This window comes from Streptomyces sp. NPDC012508 (assembly GCF_042902595.1).
Classification (GTDB): Bacteria; Actinomycetota; Actinomycetes; order Streptomycetales; family Streptomycetaceae; genus Streptomyces.
This window is the reverse complement of sequence record NZ_JBIBEO010000001.1, coordinates 58,918-76,261: the sequence shown is the minus strand read 5'-3', so window position 1 is coordinate 76,261 and position 17,344 is coordinate 58,918. Positions and strand designations below refer to the sequence as shown.

Genomic DNA, 17,344 nt, shown 5'->3' with positions numbered 1-17,344 from the left:
GCCATGGCGATCGTCGACACCGGCGACGTCCGGCTGCACGTCCAGCGCCTGGCCGCCGCCCGCCCCGCCGCCTCCGGAGCGGCCGCCGTCCCGGACGCCACCGTCGTCCTGCTCCACGGGCTTCTCACCGACAGCCTCGCCAGCTACTACTTCACCGTCGCCCCGGCCTTCGCGGCAGCCGGCCTGGACGTGATCATGTACGACCACCTGGGCCACGGGCGCAGCGGGCGCCCTCAGCGGGGCTACACACTCGGGGCGTTCGTCGACGACCTGGACATACTCCTGGACCGGCTCCACGTCCGGACCCCCGTGCACCTGGTGGGCAACTCCTACGGCGGTACGGTCGCGTTCGGGTACGCGCTGCGCCGGCCCGAGCGGGTGGCCGCCATGGTGGTGATCGAGTCGGAGCCCGCCACGCCGCCCTGGGCGGCCAAGCTCGCCGGGCTGCTGGAGAGGGTCCGCCACGAGATGAGCGCGAACGAAGGCGCCGCCCTCGACTGGATCGCCACCCACCACGGCGGCCACACCGCCCGGTTGGCGAAGTCCGCGGGACGGCTCGTCCGCGACACCACCCTCGCCCAGGACATCCCGGCGAGCGCGGTCCTGGACGACGTCGACCTCCGCGCGATCCGCTGCCCCGTCCTCGCCCTCTACGGCGCCGACTCCGACCTCGCCGCGCAGGCCCCCCGTATGCGATCGCTGCTGCCGCACTGTGAGACGGAGTCGCTCCCCGGCCACCAGCACTCGGTCCTGGTGGAGGCGCCCGGCCGGGTACGCGATCTGGTCCTGGACTGGGTCGGCCGGCATTCCCGCCCGGTCGCGGTCCGGGCGGGGCGTGCCCGGTGAGCCGCTTCCTGTTCGTCGTGCCGCCGCTGGTCGGACACATCAACCCGGCCGTGGGAGTCGCGGCCGCGCTCACCTCCAGGGGCCACCAGGTGGCATGGGCGGGCGAGCCGGCCCTCGTACGCCGCCTCGCGGGCCGGGATGCGACCGTCCACCCGTGCCCGCAGGCCGGAGCCGGCGCCGGGGGTCAGGGGACGGATTCGGACACCGCCCGCCCCGCGGAGATACGCGGCCCGGAGGCGCTGCGGTTCCTGTGGGAGCGATTCCTCGTCCCGCTCGCCGAGGCGATGGCCCCCGGCGTCCGGCAGGCGGTCGACGGCTTCCGGCCTGACGTGGTCGTCGCCGACCAGCAGGCGCTGGCGGGCGCCCTCGTCGCCGAGGACCTCGGGCTGCCGTGGGCCACCTCGGCGACGACCTCGGCCGAGTTCACCGACGCCCTGGCGTCCATGCCCCATGTCGCCGCCTGGAACGCGGCCCTGCTGCGTGAACTGCGGGCCCGGATCGGCGATCCCGCGGGAAGCGGTGACCCGCGCTTCTCCCCGCACCTCGTGCTCGCCTTCAGCACACCGGAGCTGGCAGGACCCCCCGCACGGGGCGGCGACCGGGTGCGCTGGGTCGGCCCGTCCCTGACCGCCCGGCCCTCCTCCGCCTTCCCCTGGGAGCGGCTCGATCCGGAGCGGTCGCTGGTCCTGGTCACCCTGGGCACCGCCAACACCGACGTGGGGGCGCGTTTCCTGGACCGGGCGGCCCAGGCGCTGAGGGCCCGCTCCGACCGGGTGCAGGCCGTCGTGGTCGACCCGGAGGGCGCTCTGGGCACCGGCGCCGCTGCCGGACCCGGTGAGCGGGATGTCATCGCCCTGCCCGTGGTTCCCCAACTGGAGTTGCTCGCACGTGCCGACGCCGTCGTCTGCCATGCGGGGCACAACACCGTGTGCGAGGCGCTGTGGCACGGCGTCCCCCTGGTGGTCGCGCCCATCCGCGACGACCAGCCGGTGATCGCCGCGCAAGTAGCCGATGCCGGGGCAGGCGTACGGATCCGCTTCGGCCGGGCCTCCGCCGACACGATCGGCGCGGCCGTCGACACCGTCCTGTACGACCCCGGCCCCCGAGCCGGGGCCCGCACGATCGCGCGGGCCTTCCGTGACGCCGGCGGCGCCCCCGCAGCCGCCCGTCACCTGGAACGACTGGCCGACGGCCGGAAGGAGGACTCATGAGCTCCGCGTCACGCAAGGCCCGTACGCTCCAGGTGGCCTCGCTGCGCGCCGCGTACGAGAAGGAACTGGCCGACGGCACCGCCGCCTTCTTCGCACCGCGCGCCGACCTGTGCCCCTGGTGCGGCTCGACCCGGCTCGGCGAGCGCCTGCGCACCACGGACCTGCTCCAGCACAAGCCCGGAGTCTTCGTCCTCGACCGCTGCCACGACTGCGGGCACGTCTTCCAGAATCCCCGGCTGAACGAGCGCGGACTCGCCTTCTACTACCGGGACTTCTACGACGGCCTTGGCGAGGAGCGCCTCGCCGGCCTGTTCGGCGGGCGCACCGCGACCTACCACTCCCGGGCGAAGTCCGTACGGCCGTACCTCGCGAGAGCGGCCGAGTGGCTGGACGTCGGCACCGGACACGGCCACTTCTGCGCGACCGCCCAAGCCATGCTCCCGGCGGTGACGTTCGACGGACTGGACCACTCCGAAGGCGCGGAGCTCGCCGAACGCGCCGGCCGCATACGCCGGGGCCACCGAGGGGGGTTCCCCGAACTGGCCGCAGGGATGGCCGGCTCGTACGACGTGGTGAGCATGTTCCACTACCTGGAGCACTCCACCGACCCCCAGCGCGAACTGGAAGCCGCGCACACCGCGCTGCGGCCGGGCGGACTGCTGGTGATCGACGTACCCGATCCCGAAAGCCGGTTCGCGCGGCTGCTGGGCCGCTGGTGGCTGCCCTGGCTCCAGCCGCAGCACCTGCACCTCGCACCGGCGGCCAATCTGCGCCGCCGGCTGACCGAGACGGGCTTCACGGTCCTGGCCGAGGAACACACCGAGGCGCACGACGCGGTCGACCTGGTGGCCGCCACGTGGGTCGCCCTGGACGCGTTGGCGCCACGGGAGGACCTGCCGTGGCTGCCCACACCGCCCGGAGCCTGGCGCCGGGCGGCGAGAACGGCCGTACTGCTCGCCGGGATACCGCTGCTCCTGGCGGCCACCACCCTGGACCGGACAACGGCACGCCCGCTCGCGGGCCGCCTACGACTGACGAACGCCTACCGCCTGATCGCCACCCGGGGAGACGTCTCGTCGCGCTGAGGGCTCCACGAGCCCGGCTCGTGCAGTGGACCTCCCTGGCACCGCTGATGCCACGATTGCGATCCCCGACCGCTGCCCTAGGCACGGGCGTTGGAAGCGCACCACCCGCCCCATCTGCCGAATCGTGAGGCGAGAGACCGGCCCGGTGAGCGAGGATGGGGCCAGAACACCGCCGGCGAGGCGGGTAGATTCCGGTGGGCGGGAGGCCAGGGTGCGGTTAGAGGTGCGGGTGGAGTCGGGCGCGGGGGAGCTCCGATCGTTGCAGGGCTGGCTTCGTTCGGACCCGGACGTGCGCAGGACGGCCGTGACCGACATCCGGGGGAACACTCCGCGGCCGGGGGAGATGGGCGCCGCGCTCGACGTCCTTCAGTTGGTGACGGGAAACGGGTGGAGCGCGGCGTCGTTCGTGCTCGCTCTGGTGGCGTGGCGGCAGTCCCGTCCGCAACGGTCGCGGGTGGAGATTCACCGCGGTGACACGGTCATGATCCTCACCGACTGCTCACCCGAGGAGATCGAACGAGTGACCAGGGCCCTGGAAGCCGAGGCGAACGAGGGCCGGGACGCGTGAGCGTCCTGCCCGACCCAGGAGCCTCACGCGCCGTACTCATCGGTACGAGCCGCTACGACCACCTGGAACAACTCCCGGCCGTCTCCAACAACCTGGCCGCCCTTGCTGACATTTTGAGCGGCCCCCTGTCCCTGCGCCTGCCGGCACCGCACGTGACCGTCGTCGAGAATCCGCCCGACCCCGGCACCGTGATGGATCCGATGCGCCACGCGGCGGCCGAGGCCACCGACACACTGATCGTCTACTACGCCGGCCACGGCCTCATCGACGCCCACGACGCCCTCGCCCTGGCTCTGCCGCACACACGGCCCGGCCGAGTCGAGACCAGCCTCAGCTACGACTGGCTGCGGCAGATCCTCCTGGATTCCCGAGCACAGCGGCACATCGTCCTCCTGGACTGCTGCTACAGCGGCCTCGCCCTCGGCAGGATGAACGCAGCGCAAGGCCTCGCCGACCAGGCCGCGGTGGAAGGCACCTTCCTGCTCGCCGCCTCGGCCGAGACGCGCACCGCTCTGGCCCCGATCGGCGACACCCACACAGCCTTCACCGGAGCCTTGCTCGACACCCTCCGCCACGGCATCCCCGGCGGGCCCCCACTGCTGGACCTGGAAACCGTCTACCGGCACCTGCGCCTGACCTTGGAGGCGCGGGCGCACCCTGTGCCGCAGGCCAGAAACCGCAACAGTGGCGCCCGGGTCGCGCTGACGCGAAATCACGCGGCCCACAAGACCGCACCCGTCACCACCGCGGCAGATCCGCAGCCGGAGCACCGCCTCTGGCCCGACCCGACCACGATCCGCACGGTCACCGGCTACTTCACGAACCTCGCGGCAGTGCGCGAAGTCAGCGGACTGACCCAACAGGAGGTCAGCCGCCGCTCAGCCGGACGGGTCTCCACGGGCACGATCAGCAGACTGATCAACCGTGACACGCTCCCGGCCACATGGAACAGCACAGCCGCCTACCTGGCCGCGTGCGGTGTCCCCGCCGACCAGATCGAGCAATGGCACGGCGCCTGGCAGGAACTGCGAGACGAGGGCGCCGGCGTGCCTGCTGGTGGCACCGTGGAGCCCGGGAAGGCACGGCGGCGGTTCTCCGCCCTCTGGCGAGGCCGCGGTCAGTGACGGGGATCAGCCGGGGCGGAGACTCCGGAGGGGCTTGGCTGAGGATCCTTCTCGCTGACGCCGGAGTCGTTCCCGAACAAGGTGTTCCAGCCGGCGATGGCCAGTAGACCGACTACCACGATCACGCCCGTGGACGGCTTCTTCCACCGGCTCACCGCAGTCGAAGGCTTCACGTAGTGCCCAGCCCGGTAGTACCCCTTGCGCTTCTGCGCCACAGCTCCACATCCCCCGAACGGTAGATCGACATCTCTCGCCAGTCTGCCGACGGCACCTAGGACTTCGCTGCCGAAAGACAAAGCATGTCCGAAACCAGGTACTTGAACGGTCCGCGAAGGTCCTCCAGTCCCAAGGGACGGTCCGAAGACGGTTACCGGCGCGTCACGGTGCGAGGCCACGGGCATGATGCCGATCGCGATGCCGCACCGGGCAGTGGCGGCGCGCACCGGCGGACGTGGTGGCGCCGCCCGTGCAGCCCCGCGCCGGGTGGCCCCGGCGCGGGAGGGGCTACGACCGCGTCGCGGTCCCGCATCCCCCGTCCGACTCGGTGCGCTCGGCCATCGACCTGCTGCGGTCATAGGGGTCCACGACGGATCCGTTCGCCTCCGCGTCCGAGCGCGAACGGTCGAAGTCGGGGGTGAGGTAGCCGGTGACGGGGCCGCAGCCGCCGTTGGTCATGTCGACCTTGTACGAGACGAGGGAGAACGTCCCCGGCTCGGTGACGATCTTCGCGGGATCGTCCCAGCTGACGACCACCTCGCGCCGCACGATCGTCCGGACGACGTCCTCGCTGCCGGCTTGCGCGCGGACGACGGGGTAGACGTACGTGACGTCCCCCGTGACCCGCACCGATCCCTGGGGTCCTTCTTCGAAGGAGAGCCGGCCGCGGGTCTTCACGGTGTCACCGACGAGACGGGTGGTCGACGGGTCGAACCGGCTGAAGAGCAGCACGGGGTCGCTCTCCCGGTCGGGCTTACGGAATGCGGAGCCCAGGAAGGCCTGGATGTCCTGCTGGTGAGGGTTGATCAGGGAGATCGCCCTGGCGGGGTGCTTCCCTTCGAGCACCTGCCGGTCCAGGTTCGACCTGGAGAGGAAGTCCCGCGTCCGCTCCAGGGCGCGCCCGACCTGGTCGCTGCTCATCCAGCCCGTCGCCTTGGGTCGCGGCATGCCGATCCCGGCCGCGCCGTCCGCCCAGCGCGCCGCCGGCGAGCCGAGGAACGGCTCGTCGAGCGTCGGACGGCGCGGGGTCTCCGGTGGGGGTGCCTGGTCCGGGTGCTCCGATTCCACGGCCAGCGGCTTGATGTCCCCCGTGCCGAACCAGTCGGTGAGGAGTCCAGGCGTCAGCGATGCGGCCAGCACCGCGACCGCGGCGACCATACCGGCGACGTACCATCCCTTCCCCCGTCGGCGGGGCCGGGCCGGCGCGGACGCGCGCCAGGCCGGTGGTCCGCCGGCGGGCCGCCCGGCCGACGCCCCGGTCCTGCCGCGTTCCTGAGCCGACGGTTCCCTGGGAGCGTCCGCCGCTCCGGCCACGGAGTCCCGAAGGAACCGCTCCCACTCCTCATCGGGCACGGCAGAACCGCCCCGCCCGCCGCCCGCGTTCACTCCGCACTCCTCGCTCTTCGCACTTCGCTCTTCGCGATCCGGCTTCCCCATGATCGTGTTCCAGATGATCGCACAGCCGTTCCCGTCGGGTGGTGTGTGACAGGGGGGACCGAACACGCTGCAGGCGGCACGGCGGGCGTTCCCCCGTCAGTGACAGCAGTGGTGATGAGCCGTCAGGCCGCGTCCGTCCCGGGACGAGCGCCGCTTCACCCGTCCCTGAGGTGCGCCCGACCGGTCGACGCTTCGGACCGGGGCCGACTGGTTCCTGGCGCGGCGCGCAGAACGGTGACGCCTGCCCCTGTCCCTGCTGTTCGAGGGCGTGCGGCCCCCCGGCAGCGTGGCCGCATGGCTCCCCACTGCGGCCATGCGACCGAAACGAAGTCGCTAGGCCCATCGAAGGGTCACCGGGACTCAGAATCCAGCCAGGGCCGGTGCCCGGGTCCGGCCGGGTGGGTGCCCGTGACGCCCATCACCACCGAGTAGAGGCTGGTCTCTGCGGCGATGAAGAGACGGTTGCGTTTGGCGCCGCCCCAGGCGATGTTGGCAACGGTCTCCGGGACGGTGAGCCGCCCGATCAGAGTGCCGTCGGGGTCGTAGCAGTGGACTCCGTCGTCCATTGCGGCCACCCAGAGCCGGCCGCCGTCGTCGAAGCGGAGGTTGTCGAAGCGGGCGGTCCCGCGAGCCCCGGCTTCGGCGAAGATCTCGCCGTCGGACAGTGTGCCGTCGTCGGATACGTCGAAGACCCGGATGAAGCCCGCCCGGGTGTCGGAGACGAAGAGCTGCCGTTCGTCGGGCGAGAAGACGAGGCCGTTCGGGGCGCCGAAGCAGTCGGCGACCAGTCGCACTTCACCGGTGGCCGGGTCGATGCGGTAGACGTTGTTGGAGCCGATCTCGCTCTGCGCGCGATGGCCCTCGTAGTCGCTGGTGATACCGAAGTCGGGGTCGGAGAACCAGATGGAGCCGTCGGACTTGACCGCCGCATCGTTAGGGCTGTTCAGACGTTTGCCCTGCCAGCGGTCGGCCAGCACCGTGATCGTGCCGCCGTGTTCGGTTCGTGTCACTCTCCGGTTGCCCTGCTCGCAGGTGACCAGCCGGCCCTGGCGGTCCAGGGTGTTGCCGTTGGTGTGACCGGCGGAGCGACGGAAGATGCTGACGGCTCCGGTCTCCTCGTCCCAACGCAGCATCCGGTCGTTGGGAATGTCGCTCCAGATCAACTGCCGCCAGGCGGGCAGGTAGAGCGGCCCTTCGGCCCAGCGGCAGCCGGTGTACAGGACCTCCAGGCCCTCATCGCCGTTCATGCACCGACCGGTGCGAAACCGGTCGTCGAACATTTCGTACAGCGCGGGGCGCTCACTGGTCATGCTGGCCCTCCCCATCCAGACAGTGGCCGAACGAACTTCGGCACATCAGGAAGATTGCAGGATGAGATATGGTGAAGGCAAGGTCGGTTCGAATGGAGAGTTGTGGATCACATCGATCGCTCCCTGCTGGCGCATCTGCAGCAGGACGCCACCCTGTCCTACGCCGCGCTCGGCCAGGCCGTAGGCCTCTCGGCCGGCGCCGCCCATGAACGCGTACGGAAGTTGCGAGAGCGCGGAGTGATCCGACGTACCGCGGCCGAGGTGGATCCCGCGGCGGTCGGTGGCGCCGTGCTGGCCTACGTGACGGTCGACTCGACGTCCTGGATGGGAGATACCGCCGAGAGCTTCGCAGCGCTCCCCGAGATCCTGGAGGCGCACATCATCGCCGGCAGCGCATCGGTCCTGGTGAAGGTCAGGACCGCGACCACCGAGCAGCTCCAGGACGTACTGCGCCGGATCTACGCGATCGAGGGAGTCAGCGGAACTCAGGCCACGGTGGTGCTGGAGACCTTCTTCGAGCGACCGGTGTCCCCCTTGACCGATGATCAGGAATGATCTGTTTGCGGATGGCATGCTCACCGGTGCGGTCCTAGTCTCCTGAGAATCCGAAGATTCCCAGGTGAGTCGGCCTGTTGCCGGAGTAGAGGACGATGTAGTTGCCGGTCCACCGCATCTTGCACTCGCCGAGCAGGCTTTGCTCGTACTCCTCGTGGCTCGCAGCCTTATTGCCAGCAGCAGCGAGTTCCTCGTACTGCTCGGCCGACGGGCGGTCTGTGCCGAAGTGGTGCATCACGCGGTTGACAGCCAGAGGGCGCAGGGTGCCGTAGTCAGCCATGGCGGAGGACGACGGCGGGTCATCCGTGGCGACAACCCTGTCGATGTCGAGGATCGTATGGGTGCCCTCGGTCCCCATGAGCTCCTCGTCCTCGTACAGATCCTCCAGACTTCGGTATCGGGCATCGTCGCCGTACTCCTCCTGGAACACCCTGGCCTGCAATGTCGCCAAGGCCGCCTCGACATCGCCGTCGTACGTGGTGACGTAGTCCCATCCGCTGGCACCCATCGAGCCACCCCTCCCTGAAGATCGTGAACGAGCGAACGGTAGCGGCGGGGACCGACAGCGCAGGTCCGAGCCTGCTGGCTGGTGAGAAGAGCCGCGGTGCGCGGGGCAGAATGAGCGGCCGACCTGGCTGACCAGGCGTACAACCGTCGGACTCGGGTCCCGCGGCGGCCGACCGCTCCCGCTTCGATCCGGCCGACTACCACGAGCGCCACGTGGGTCCAGCGCGCGATGAACCGCCTCAAGAGGCACCGTGCCGCGGCTACGCGTATGGCAAGCGCGCGGTGAGCGATCTTCTCAGCGAGCACCACTGAGGTGGATCACTAGGATCGCGCCATGGTGGAAGGTGCCGTGACGGTGTTGTCGGAGGCGGAGTACGGACGCGTATGGGACCGCTTCTACGAGGATTTCGACTTCCGGCCGAGTATGAGTCCGTTGAAGTGGCCGGCGATCACGCAGCCCTGCGCATCGGTTACCTGGAACCTTTCGGCACTTGATGACGATCCGTGTGACGAGTGTCTGGACCGCTTGGTCGGTGTGGTCGAGCAGGGCTTGGCCTCATGCGCCGGCCCAGCGGGCACACTGCTTGCCCTCGACTGGCAGCACACGTCGTATCGCTTCACACCGCAGCAGGTCGGCGGTGCTGGGCAACCGGCCTGGCCACTGAGCCCGTACCCCGACGGGGACTACGTCATCTTCCTCGCGGAAGACTTCCGCTTCGGCAGCTTTGGCCACCCATGGGAAGGGTCCCTCTGCTTGTTCGGTGAGGAACTCCTCCACGCCGCATCCGCGGAAGTCGACAGAGTTCTCGGCCCCCCGATCCGCAGGGCAGGCAGGGCAGTGCAATAACTCAGAGCAGTTCCTACACACGCCCTCGCGGGGCGGGCTCACGATTCGTCGGCCACGGTGTCGCTGGAGGACGGAACCGCCCTCCTCCTGCGGTACACCACCACCCCGCACACCGCGAGGAGGAGAACGGCAACGGCGGACACCCCGAAGGCCGTCCGTTCGGCGAAGAGCCTTCCCAGCACTTCGAGCACGCCGAGCCCCGCGGTCGCGTAGATCAGCGCCCAGGCCGCTCCGCCCACGAACAGGGCGGGGAGGTAGCGCGACAAGGGCATGCGCATGCTGCCCGCGAGGAAGTTGGCGGCGGTCTGGAATCCGACGGTCAGGAAGGAGGCGGCCACTACCAGCGCGCCCCACCGCTGGATTGCCCGTTCGGCGCGCCGGAATTTCGCCGAGGAGATCCTGCCGGCGAACCTGCTGCGCCGGGCACCGGCGCCGGCGAGCCACCCGACGGCGAACGTCCCTCCAGCACGGAGCAGGACGATGGCGTACAGGGCTCCGGCCGTGAGCGCGATCTTATCCACGACGCCTCGTCCCGGGCGCCGCGCCGGAGCCCGCTTCCCCTGTCACGTGCATGGGCGTACCGCCCCAGCGGGCGCACGACGCCAGGCTCGGTAACCGTTTTTCACCTGCGCCCTGCCTCTGTCTGTTTCCCACCTGCGGCACCGGAGCCCGAACCCGCACGCCCAGGTCTGTACGCCAGGCAAGGTCAGCCTAACCGAACGCGCATACGGCGGGTACAGGGCATCTGCCCCCCGAGGAACGGCAGGCGGGATCAGTGAATCTGGTCGGCTCACCGACAGCGCAGGCCCCGGCCGCTGTGGCAGGAGCATCGCTCTGGCTCACCGGCTCCTCTCGAGGAACCACGCGCGTACGCGGCGGCCGCGCACCACGGGCACGCCGCGCGGCGCCTCGGCGAGGTGCTGGAGGAGCGATCGAGGTGATGCGCCCACTCGCGGACCCGCCCGGCGGCGGGGAGGAGCGGATCGCTCACACACTGTCCGCCTGTACGCCGATCACAGGCGCGCGCACGACGGCCTGGGGCCTACCCGGCCGAGCGCGGCCTCCTCGATGAAGCGATCAAGCAGGCGCGGGCGCATCCCGAGGGCGACACCTGGTGCGCGGCCTGGAGCGTTTCCGTAGGCGCCCACAGTCTCCGAGCGGTGCGCCCCGGCTGGTAGGCCGGTGCAGCTCTCCAGAAGAAGCTGTCTACCCTGGCCAAGTGATGGATGCGGGGGACTTCCGGGCCAGTGACGTGCTGTCGATCACCTGCCCCTTCACGCCGGCGCGAGTCGAGCGGGGTGTGACGTGGGACCACATCTCGGTGCGGTGGCCCTGGTGGGACATCGACACAGGCAGTGACTTCATGCGCTGGAACGGGATCATGGCCCTGGGCGTGGACACCGGCGGGCAAGCACCTGGACCAGAGGTGGAGCTGTTCCGGACCGACCCGCCGCCCGAGCAGCTTGAGGCGGGCGACATCTGCCTGGTCGGAGTGCCACCGACCGTCGTGCACGTGACGTCAGTCGACCACCACGACCCGCCGCTTGAGACCGGCCGGCTGCCCCGTCCGCATCTGACCGTGAGCGTGCTGCGCCGTGGTGTGTCCTATCGAGAGTTCCCGGACGACAGCCATCTGAACGGCACCGGGTACGGCCTCCACCCTGGCGACGGGATCCCTTTCACCTTCGAGCTGCTGATGCGTCCGTACGCGTCTCTCGAACTGGGCGACGAGGTCGCAGACGCCGCCGACCGGGCTTGGCGGTTCGACGGGCCCTGGGACTGGACCCCCTTCGACCAAGAACCAGCCGGTGCGGGCCCCCACTGGCCGCTCACCTTGCTCACCCGCGCCGGAACGCCATCCACCGCCGAGGACACGCAGGCAGTGGCCGCAAGCACAGCGAGCGGCTCACACCACGAGACGGTCCAGGACTGGATGACACTCACCAACGCCTCGCCTACGCCTTGACCCGGGGCTGAGCACGGGCTTGGCCGAACGGGCCATCGATCGCGCTCACACACGTGGTGACTGAGCGCTGTAGACGGCCCTCGATCGTTCTGGCTGTTCTGTATGGGCCGTCGGCGCGGGCGGGGGCGGCTCACGCCAGGTCCCGTAGGGGCAATGTCACGGGTGGCGGCTATGTTGCCGCTCGTTGCGTACGCGAGCGGCGAGCGGCGAGCGAGGGAGCGGCAACGGTGGTCGAGGTCAGACGCTCCCAGGAGGTGGGACCTTGAGTAGCGACGCATATCGAGAAGAATCGGGCCGCGATGTGAGCACGTGGACACTCGACCAGCTGCAGACGTTCATCCAAGACGCCCGCGGCCGGCAGCTTGAGACGGCACGCGTCGCAGCGCAGGGCCAGGCCTACGACTCCACCCATCCCCGGGAAGCCCGTCGCCAGTGGGCGAAGCTGTCGCTGCTCGCGAACCGGCGCATGCTCGACGACGCCGAGGGACCCTCTGCGCGGGTGGCCCAGCAGGACTTCATGCTCCGGATGAGGGTGATCGACCGGCTGGGCCCTGACGGGACCGACCCCGACTGGAGCCCCGAGGCGCTGGCGTCCGACACGCTCGACTCTCTGACTCTGACGCCAACCCAGGCCGCCGGTCTCGCCGAGGGCTGGCGCGACCTTCCCATCGAGCAGATCCGCGAGCTGCGGTGGCACAAGAACCTGACGGCCCACCTGGAAAGCCTGGTCGGCTACCTGGCACCTGGCCCGGTCCGCGAGCAACTCACCGCCTGGAACGCGACCCGAACGCTCCTGCCTTGACCAGCCCCCAACGATCACCTGATGCGGTGCCAGCCGGGGCCGGTCGGCCCGTCGGAGGCGCCGTCTCATCCGAGGGAAAATGCACGGCCGGCTCATGGGCCAGGGTGCCAGAAGCCCTGCCGTGTGCCGTGAGGTCCAGTGCCTCCAACTTCATGGTGTAGCTGACCGTCTCGCGTGCCTCGGCCGCGGTGAGCAACGGCAAGCAGGGATCGTCCGGATAGTCACCCGTCGCGGGCTCGAAGTCGTCCATGCACGGCACAACCTCCGGCGCGGCGCCTGCGATACGCAGCGTTCAGGCCGACTTCTGGCGCCGTCTCCTCCAGCGCGGCCACGAGGTCGACGACTGCCCGGCCTTCGCAGCGATCCCCTCGACCAAGCGCCGGTACACGGCCCATACCTCCAGGAGGGCCATGGCACCCGGCCAGCCTCCTCTGCCGAGGCGGAACTCCGGCAGGAAGGCGACCGGGTGATCATGCGCGGCCTCCTCAGCCTCACGGAGGACGGCGCGGCCTGCCTCCAGATGAGCCACTGGCCCCTGCTGTTCGACTTGGCATCACCGATCCCCAGCAGCGTGGACGAGTCCTGGGTGGAGATCAGCGTCGGATCGGAGAACGTCGCCCTTCACCCCTACCAAACCTGACCGGACCACCATCAGGTACTCGGGCGCCTTGACTGCCAATTGGAGCGTCAGTCCCTTCGTGCCGTACGGCGTTCCGGGCGCGCCTGGACCCTTCCCGTGGGGAGACGGGAAGGGGCGGCGCGGCCCCGCCTGCCAGGCGGCAGGCGGGACCAGCGGCGCGATCCCTCTCCGGGGGTGGTCTGCGGGGACCGCGTGCGCACACACTGCCACCGGCAGCATGCGGCGCGACAGGGTCGTGCACGAAAAGGTCTTCGGCATATGACGGGCCCGCCTGTGCGCTGCCCGTGCGGGGGTCGGCGACGGGCGGGCTACGCGCTCGCCGTGACGTTCACGATCTCGATGACGGTGTCGGTGGCGCCATCGGCCCCGAGCTGAGTCTGGCGGTGCTCGGCGCTCATGGGGCCGTAGCTGACGGCGGACGTCCACCGCCTGCCGTCCCGTGTCCACTGGCTCAATAGGTCTCCATGACCGTCCTCCGCTCGAGACGGGAGTGCCCGGCGGCAGCATCGGCTTCGGGGTGATGGGCGGCCGCCGGGCCCGCAAAGGGTCGCATCCCACACTGACAGCGGGCCGGTGACGTCGGAGGACCCCTCGCTGAGCTTGCCCTGCGGTGGACGGAGCCCGGCTCACGCATGCGTGCGCCGGGCAGCTCAGGCTGTCCGGCGCACACGTTTCTCAGGGAAGTCGGCCGGCCTTGCTGCCCACTGTGGACGAGCGGACAGCAAGGGGGCCGGGTGTCGGGTTAGCGGCGGTGGTGGTGGCGGTTGCCCCAGGACTCGGTGTCGACGGTGCGGCCGCGGTGGTCCTTGAGGGTGGCCTTGTCGCGGTTGTTGTCCCACACGTAGTCGCGGCGGTCCTGGTAGAGGTCGGTTCGGGTGTCGCGGCCCTCGCCGGTGTGGACGCGGACGGTGGCGCGGCCGGCGAGGCGGTAGTCGTCGAAGCGGTAGCGGTTGCCGTCGCTGTCGCGCAGGGTCCAGCCGTCCAGGTTCACGGCGTGGCGGGAGTTGTTGGTGATCTCGACCCACTCGGCGTTCAGCGACCGGTTGCTGCGGGTTTCGCGCCCGGGGCTGTCGGCCTGGACGCGGCTGATCTCGACCCGCGGCTGACGGTGACGGTCGTCGTCATGGGCGGAGGCCGGCAGAGCGGCGATGGAGACCATGGCGCCGGCCGCGAGAGCGGTGGCGGCGATACGGCGGGCGGTCGAAGAAGCAGACATGTGTGATGTCTCCTCGAGAACGGTGCCTCATCAGCTGCGACGAGCTGGTGAGAACGGTGCGGGTCCCGGTCCGGTGCGGGCCGAGGACTCAGACTCTGCGGCCTCGCCGGACACATCGGAACGCCAACCGGGACCAGTTACCGAATGTGGACATTTCCGTAACTGTCGCCTGTATCGATCAAGCATTCCCCACGGGCGTGGTCCTGACATTCACTGCCCGCTACACCCACCCGTTGAAAGATCAACGGCAAGCCCTTGCGGGCTCCGAGGCACTGCCGGTCCGCGCCACCCGGCGCGCTAGCCCGATCAGGTGGCGGGCCTGCGTAACTGCCCTTCTGCACGTTTCTTCGCACAACCGACACGCCCTCGTACGCGAAGGCGACCCGGCAGCGCTGCGCCGACGCCGATGGATGGGCTACGACGCCAGGGTTTCGGGAGAGGAAGGGTGACGGCGCCGTTTCGCCGTCGTGGCGCTGCCCGAGGGCCAAGTCGTACGACGGAACGTTCGGCGACACCGTCCTGACCCGCACGAACAACGCGGATGCCCGAGTCGCTACCGCCCGCTGCGGTACGAGGCCGGCAGGGCGACGGACACGCCGCCCTGCCGGCTTCCCCGAAGTCGCAGTGATCGGCGGGCTGGTGGGCGCCGACGCGACGTCACTCACCGTTCAATGCAAGGAGTCCGCGGACGCGTCGCACGGCCGTTGGACGATCGCGGACCTGGCGGACGCAGTGGCGACGAAACCGCTGCCGGGCGCTGGATTCCTGACCAGGCGAGCGGCTTCCGTCTCGGCACCGAGTCGATCCTGCGGCTCCGCAACGGACGGTCCAGGGCCGAGCCCTCGACCGGGCGATCCCCGCAGCGTCAGCACGGGCAGCATGTCGTCCCACGCCACGTTCGCGCTCGTCTGTCGGGCCGTCCATTGGTGGTCGACGGGCAGAACCCCGGCTACAACGAATCGGGCTCGGCCCTTTGCCGAAGACGCCCGGGATGCCCTCGGCGCCCTCTGGCTCTGCAACGCCTCCGTTCGTCCGTGACGGCCACCATCTCAGGCAGGGTCGAAGCCGCACGTCGCTCTTTGACCGAGAGGCATACGAGCGACGCAACGCATTCGAACGATGCTGCAGCAGGGCTCGCGGGCGTCTTCATCTGGTCTGCACGCTGACTCGAAGCCGCCTTCGGCGCAGAATGATCGCGTGCTTCCTCCTCGCCTGCTGTGGTGTGATCCTCGGCCCATCCCCCGGTTCGATCGTCAGGAACGGGTGACGCTGATCGTCCGTGACCCCGGTTTCTACGAGCCGACCGACGAGGACGACTGCAGCCTGTTCTCGTACTTCTGCCAGTCGCATGACCGCTTCTACCAGCGCGAGGCTTGCGAGGAGGGGCCGCATCTCGTGGCTCTGCACTGTGAAGAGCACGGGCCCGAGAGCGTGTGGCCACAGCCACTCACGCTCATGTTCCCTGAAGGTTTTGAGCCTCCGCTCAGCGAGGTGCAACTCAGCTGGCTGCAAGCAGAGTGGGATGCTGCCTGAGCATGATCCGAAAGAGACTGGGAAGCTCGGGGCCGCAGTATGTGAGGACCACCTTTCGCTCCTCTGCTCACGACGGAGGTGTCGTAACGCGCAGGGCTGCCCGCCACCTTGTAGGTGAGCTTCTCGCCGTCCTCGCCCCCGTTGGGGCGGGACTGCGGACGGTCGCTTCCGCTTGAGGGCATGGCTGGCACGCGACGTCGTGTGCCAGGGTGGCCGGTATGGATTGGCAGCCTGAGAGTGCGGAACTCTGGGCGTTCCTGGAGTCCCTGAACCGCGGCGACATCCTGTCCGGCACCGTCGCGGCGATCGAACGATTCGGGGTTTTCGTTGCCCTGGACGATGGGCCTTGCCATCCCACCCTGCCCGGTGTCGGTTTCATCGTCGTCCCCGAACTGTCCTGGCGGCACATCGATGCTCCCACCGATGTTGTCCAGGTAGGGCAGCGTGTCTCGTGTGAGTTCCTGCAGTTCGACACCTTCAATGCGGAGGCCAGACTGTCTTTGAAGGCACTGGAGCCCGACCCCCTCCAGGCTTTCGCCGACCGCACAGTGGTAGGCCAGGAACTCCGCGGGACGGTGGAGAAGGTGCTTCCCATCGGTATCTTCGTCGACCTCGGGGACGGGGTCGTCGGGCTGGTCCCCTTCAGAGAGGTCCACGGCCGGCCTGCGGCGAGTCCGGTAGAGGACTTCGAGGTTGGGGAGGAGATCGCTGTCGTCGTCGCAGAAATCGAGCGTCCAACCCGACGGGTGTTCCTCGCCAGGCCAGAAAGCGCCCACCACGCAGCTGTGGCGCTGCCCACGTGACGGCTCCCGCGCCGCTGTAGAGGCCTCACCCCCACAACGGCCCGCCCTCGCCGACGGCATCGGTCACCCTCCGCCCGCACCGCCGCTCTGAAGCGGCAACTTGCCCTCGTCGACGCCCTGTAGACCGGTCCGGTCCGGCCCGCGAGACTGGAGCGCGTGCGTCCGTCCGCGCCGGGCGGAACACGCCCCGGCGGTTCATCGACGACACCCCAGGAAGACCATATGCGTACGAAGGTCACTGCCGCGCTCGGCACCATGAGCCTCACCGCCGGTCTGCTCCTCGCCGTGCCGGCGACTTCGGCCGCCGCTGCCGAAGCGGCTCCCTACACGTTCGACGCCAGCTTCGGCCAGACCTACACAAGGGGCACGGTCACTTGGTACAACCGGTCGGTGGCCATCGAGGGGGAGCAGAAGTCCGTCAGCCCGACCTCCTGTCGCAGGACCCTCGTGGACACCTTCACTGCCAGAGGGGCCTGGTTGTCGAGCCGAAGCAGCAGCCCAGTGTGTGGCCAGTCGGCCAAGATCTCGTTCTCCGTTCCCGCTGACGTGGCGGGAGGCGCCGGGAGGGTCACCGTCTATCTCATCCATGAGGAGACCCGCGAGGTTCTCAGCTACGACAGCGTCACCAAGTGATCCGGCCTTGCGGCCCGCCGTGGCGAGGCTGTGCAGGGATCGGAG

At 69.8% G+C, this 17,344-nt stretch carries 19 protein-coding genes; 13 read left to right on the top strand and 6 right to left on the bottom strand.

Features of this window, described 5'->3' with window-relative positions:
* Positions 1-3: 3 nt before the first annotated feature.
* The 5 genes from ACFY8U_RS00255 (at position 4) to ACFY8U_RS00235 (ending at position 4,834) form a co-directional block, all read left to right on the top strand.
* On the top strand, positions 4-846 hold the full coding sequence (locus ACFY8U_RS00255) for an alpha/beta fold hydrolase (protein ID WP_389563605.1): 843 nt from the start codon (positions 4-6) through the stop codon (positions 844-846).
* Positions 843-2,057: a glycosyltransferase gene (locus tag ACFY8U_RS00250; protein WP_389563603.1), complete on the top strand. Its 1,215-nt coding sequence runs from the start codon at positions 843-845 to the stop codon at positions 2,055-2,057. Before ACFY8U_RS00255 ends, ACFY8U_RS00250 begins: the two co-directional genes overlap by 4 nt.
* Complete coding sequence (locus tag ACFY8U_RS00245; RefSeq protein ID WP_389563600.1) at positions 2,054-3,142, top strand: class I SAM-dependent methyltransferase; 1,089 nt, start codon at positions 2,054-2,056, stop codon at positions 3,140-3,142. The genes ACFY8U_RS00250 and ACFY8U_RS00245 overlap by 4 nt, the downstream gene beginning before the upstream one ends.
* Before the next feature lie 211 nt (positions 3,143-3,353).
* The gene (locus tag ACFY8U_RS00240) at positions 3,354-3,710 is read left to right on the top strand and encodes a hypothetical protein (RefSeq protein ID WP_389563598.1); all 357 of its coding nucleotides are present in this window, start codon (positions 3,354-3,356) and stop codon (positions 3,708-3,710) included.
* Entirely contained in the window at positions 3,707-4,834 is a 1,128-nt protein-coding gene (locus ACFY8U_RS00235; RefSeq protein WP_389563595.1) for a caspase family protein, read from the top strand. Before ACFY8U_RS00240 ends, ACFY8U_RS00235 begins: the two co-directional genes overlap by 4 nt.
* Positions 4,835-5,338: 504 nt before the next feature.
* Here ACFY8U_RS00235 and ACFY8U_RS00230 read toward each other — a convergent pair.
* Both ACFY8U_RS00230 and ACFY8U_RS00225 read right to left on the bottom strand, forming a co-directional pair.
* Complete coding sequence (locus ACFY8U_RS00230; RefSeq protein ID WP_389563592.1) at positions 5,339-6,436, bottom strand: hypothetical protein; 1,098 nt, start codon at positions 6,434-6,436, stop codon at positions 5,339-5,341.
* 401 nt (positions 6,437-6,837) lie between these two features.
* Positions 6,838-7,797 (bottom strand): SMP-30/gluconolactonase/LRE family protein, encoded by a 960-nt coding sequence (locus ACFY8U_RS00225; protein WP_389563589.1) that lies wholly within the window; start codon positions 7,795-7,797, stop codon positions 6,838-6,840.
* Between the two features lie 102 nt (positions 7,798-7,899).
* Here ACFY8U_RS00225 and ACFY8U_RS00220 point away from each other — a divergent pair, with 102 nt between their 5' ends.
* A complete protein-coding gene (locus ACFY8U_RS00220; RefSeq protein ID WP_389563587.1) occupies positions 7,900-8,352 on the top strand; it encodes an Lrp/AsnC family transcriptional regulator in 453 nt (150 codons plus the stop codon).
* A gap of 34 nt (positions 8,353-8,386) precedes the next feature.
* Here ACFY8U_RS00220 and ACFY8U_RS00215 read toward each other — a convergent pair whose 3' ends face one another.
* Positions 8,387-8,860, bottom strand: a complete 474-nt coding sequence (locus ACFY8U_RS00215; RefSeq protein WP_389563584.1) for a hypothetical protein — start codon at positions 8,858-8,860, stop codon at positions 8,387-8,389.
* A 333-nt stretch (positions 8,861-9,193) separates the two neighbouring features.
* Here ACFY8U_RS00215 and ACFY8U_RS00210 point away from each other — a divergent pair, with 333 nt between their 5' ends.
* Positions 9,194-9,706, top strand: a complete 513-nt coding sequence (locus tag ACFY8U_RS00210; protein WP_389563581.1) for a DUF2716 domain-containing protein — start codon at positions 9,194-9,196, stop codon at positions 9,704-9,706.
* Positions 9,707-9,744: 38 nt separating this feature from the next.
* On the opposite strand, the gene ACFY8U_RS00205 is transcribed toward ACFY8U_RS00210, so the two are convergent.
* On the bottom strand, positions 9,745-10,227 hold the full coding sequence (locus ACFY8U_RS00205) for a DedA family protein (RefSeq protein ID WP_389563579.1): 483 nt from the start codon (positions 10,225-10,227) through the stop codon (positions 9,745-9,747).
* Between the two features lie 701 nt (positions 10,228-10,928).
* Here ACFY8U_RS00205 and ACFY8U_RS00200 point away from each other — a divergent pair.
* From ACFY8U_RS00200 to ACFY8U_RS00190, 3 genes are all read left to right on the top strand, one after another.
* Complete coding sequence (locus ACFY8U_RS00200; protein WP_389566061.1) at positions 10,929-11,672, top strand: hypothetical protein; 744 nt, start codon at positions 10,929-10,931, stop codon at positions 11,670-11,672.
* Positions 11,673-11,973: 301 nt separating this feature from the next.
* Positions 11,974-12,474 (top strand): hypothetical protein, encoded by a 501-nt coding sequence (locus ACFY8U_RS00195; RefSeq protein WP_389563576.1) that lies wholly within the window; start codon positions 11,974-11,976, stop codon positions 12,472-12,474.
* A 472-nt stretch (positions 12,475-12,946) separates the two neighbouring features.
* A complete protein-coding gene (locus ACFY8U_RS00190; RefSeq protein ID WP_389563574.1) occupies positions 12,947-13,114 on the top strand; it encodes a hypothetical protein in 168 nt (55 codons plus the stop codon).
* A 308-nt stretch (positions 13,115-13,422) separates the two neighbouring features.
* Here ACFY8U_RS00190 and ACFY8U_RS00185 read toward each other — a convergent pair whose 3' ends face one another.
* Both ACFY8U_RS00185 and ACFY8U_RS00180 read right to left on the bottom strand, forming a co-directional pair.
* Positions 13,423-13,569 (bottom strand): hypothetical protein, encoded by a 147-nt coding sequence (locus tag ACFY8U_RS00185; protein ID WP_389563572.1) that lies wholly within the window; start codon positions 13,567-13,569, stop codon positions 13,423-13,425.
* 287 nt (positions 13,570-13,856) lie between these two features.
* Entirely contained in the window at positions 13,857-14,330 is a 474-nt protein-coding gene (locus tag ACFY8U_RS00180; protein ID WP_389563570.1) for a lamin tail domain-containing protein, read from the bottom strand.
* A gap of 1,119 nt (positions 14,331-15,449) precedes the next feature.
* Between ACFY8U_RS00180 and ACFY8U_RS00175 the strand changes: the two genes are divergently transcribed.
* The 3 genes from ACFY8U_RS00175 to ACFY8U_RS00165 all read left to right on the top strand — a co-directional run bounded on the left by ACFY8U_RS00175 (position 15,450) and on the right by ACFY8U_RS00165 (position 17,299).
* Positions 15,450-15,863, top strand: coding sequence for a hypothetical protein (locus ACFY8U_RS00175; RefSeq protein WP_389563568.1), 414 nt, complete (start codon positions 15,450-15,452; stop codon positions 15,861-15,863).
* Between the two features lie 218 nt (positions 15,864-16,081).
* Entirely contained in the window at positions 16,082-16,666 is a 585-nt protein-coding gene (locus ACFY8U_RS00170; protein WP_389563566.1) for a S1 RNA-binding domain-containing protein, read from the top strand.
* Positions 16,667-16,888: 222 nt separating this feature from the next.
* The gene (locus tag ACFY8U_RS00165) at positions 16,889-17,299 is read left to right on the top strand and encodes a hypothetical protein (RefSeq protein ID WP_389563563.1); all 411 of its coding nucleotides are present in this window, start codon (positions 16,889-16,891) and stop codon (positions 17,297-17,299) included.
* Positions 17,300-17,344 lie beyond the last annotated feature (45 nt).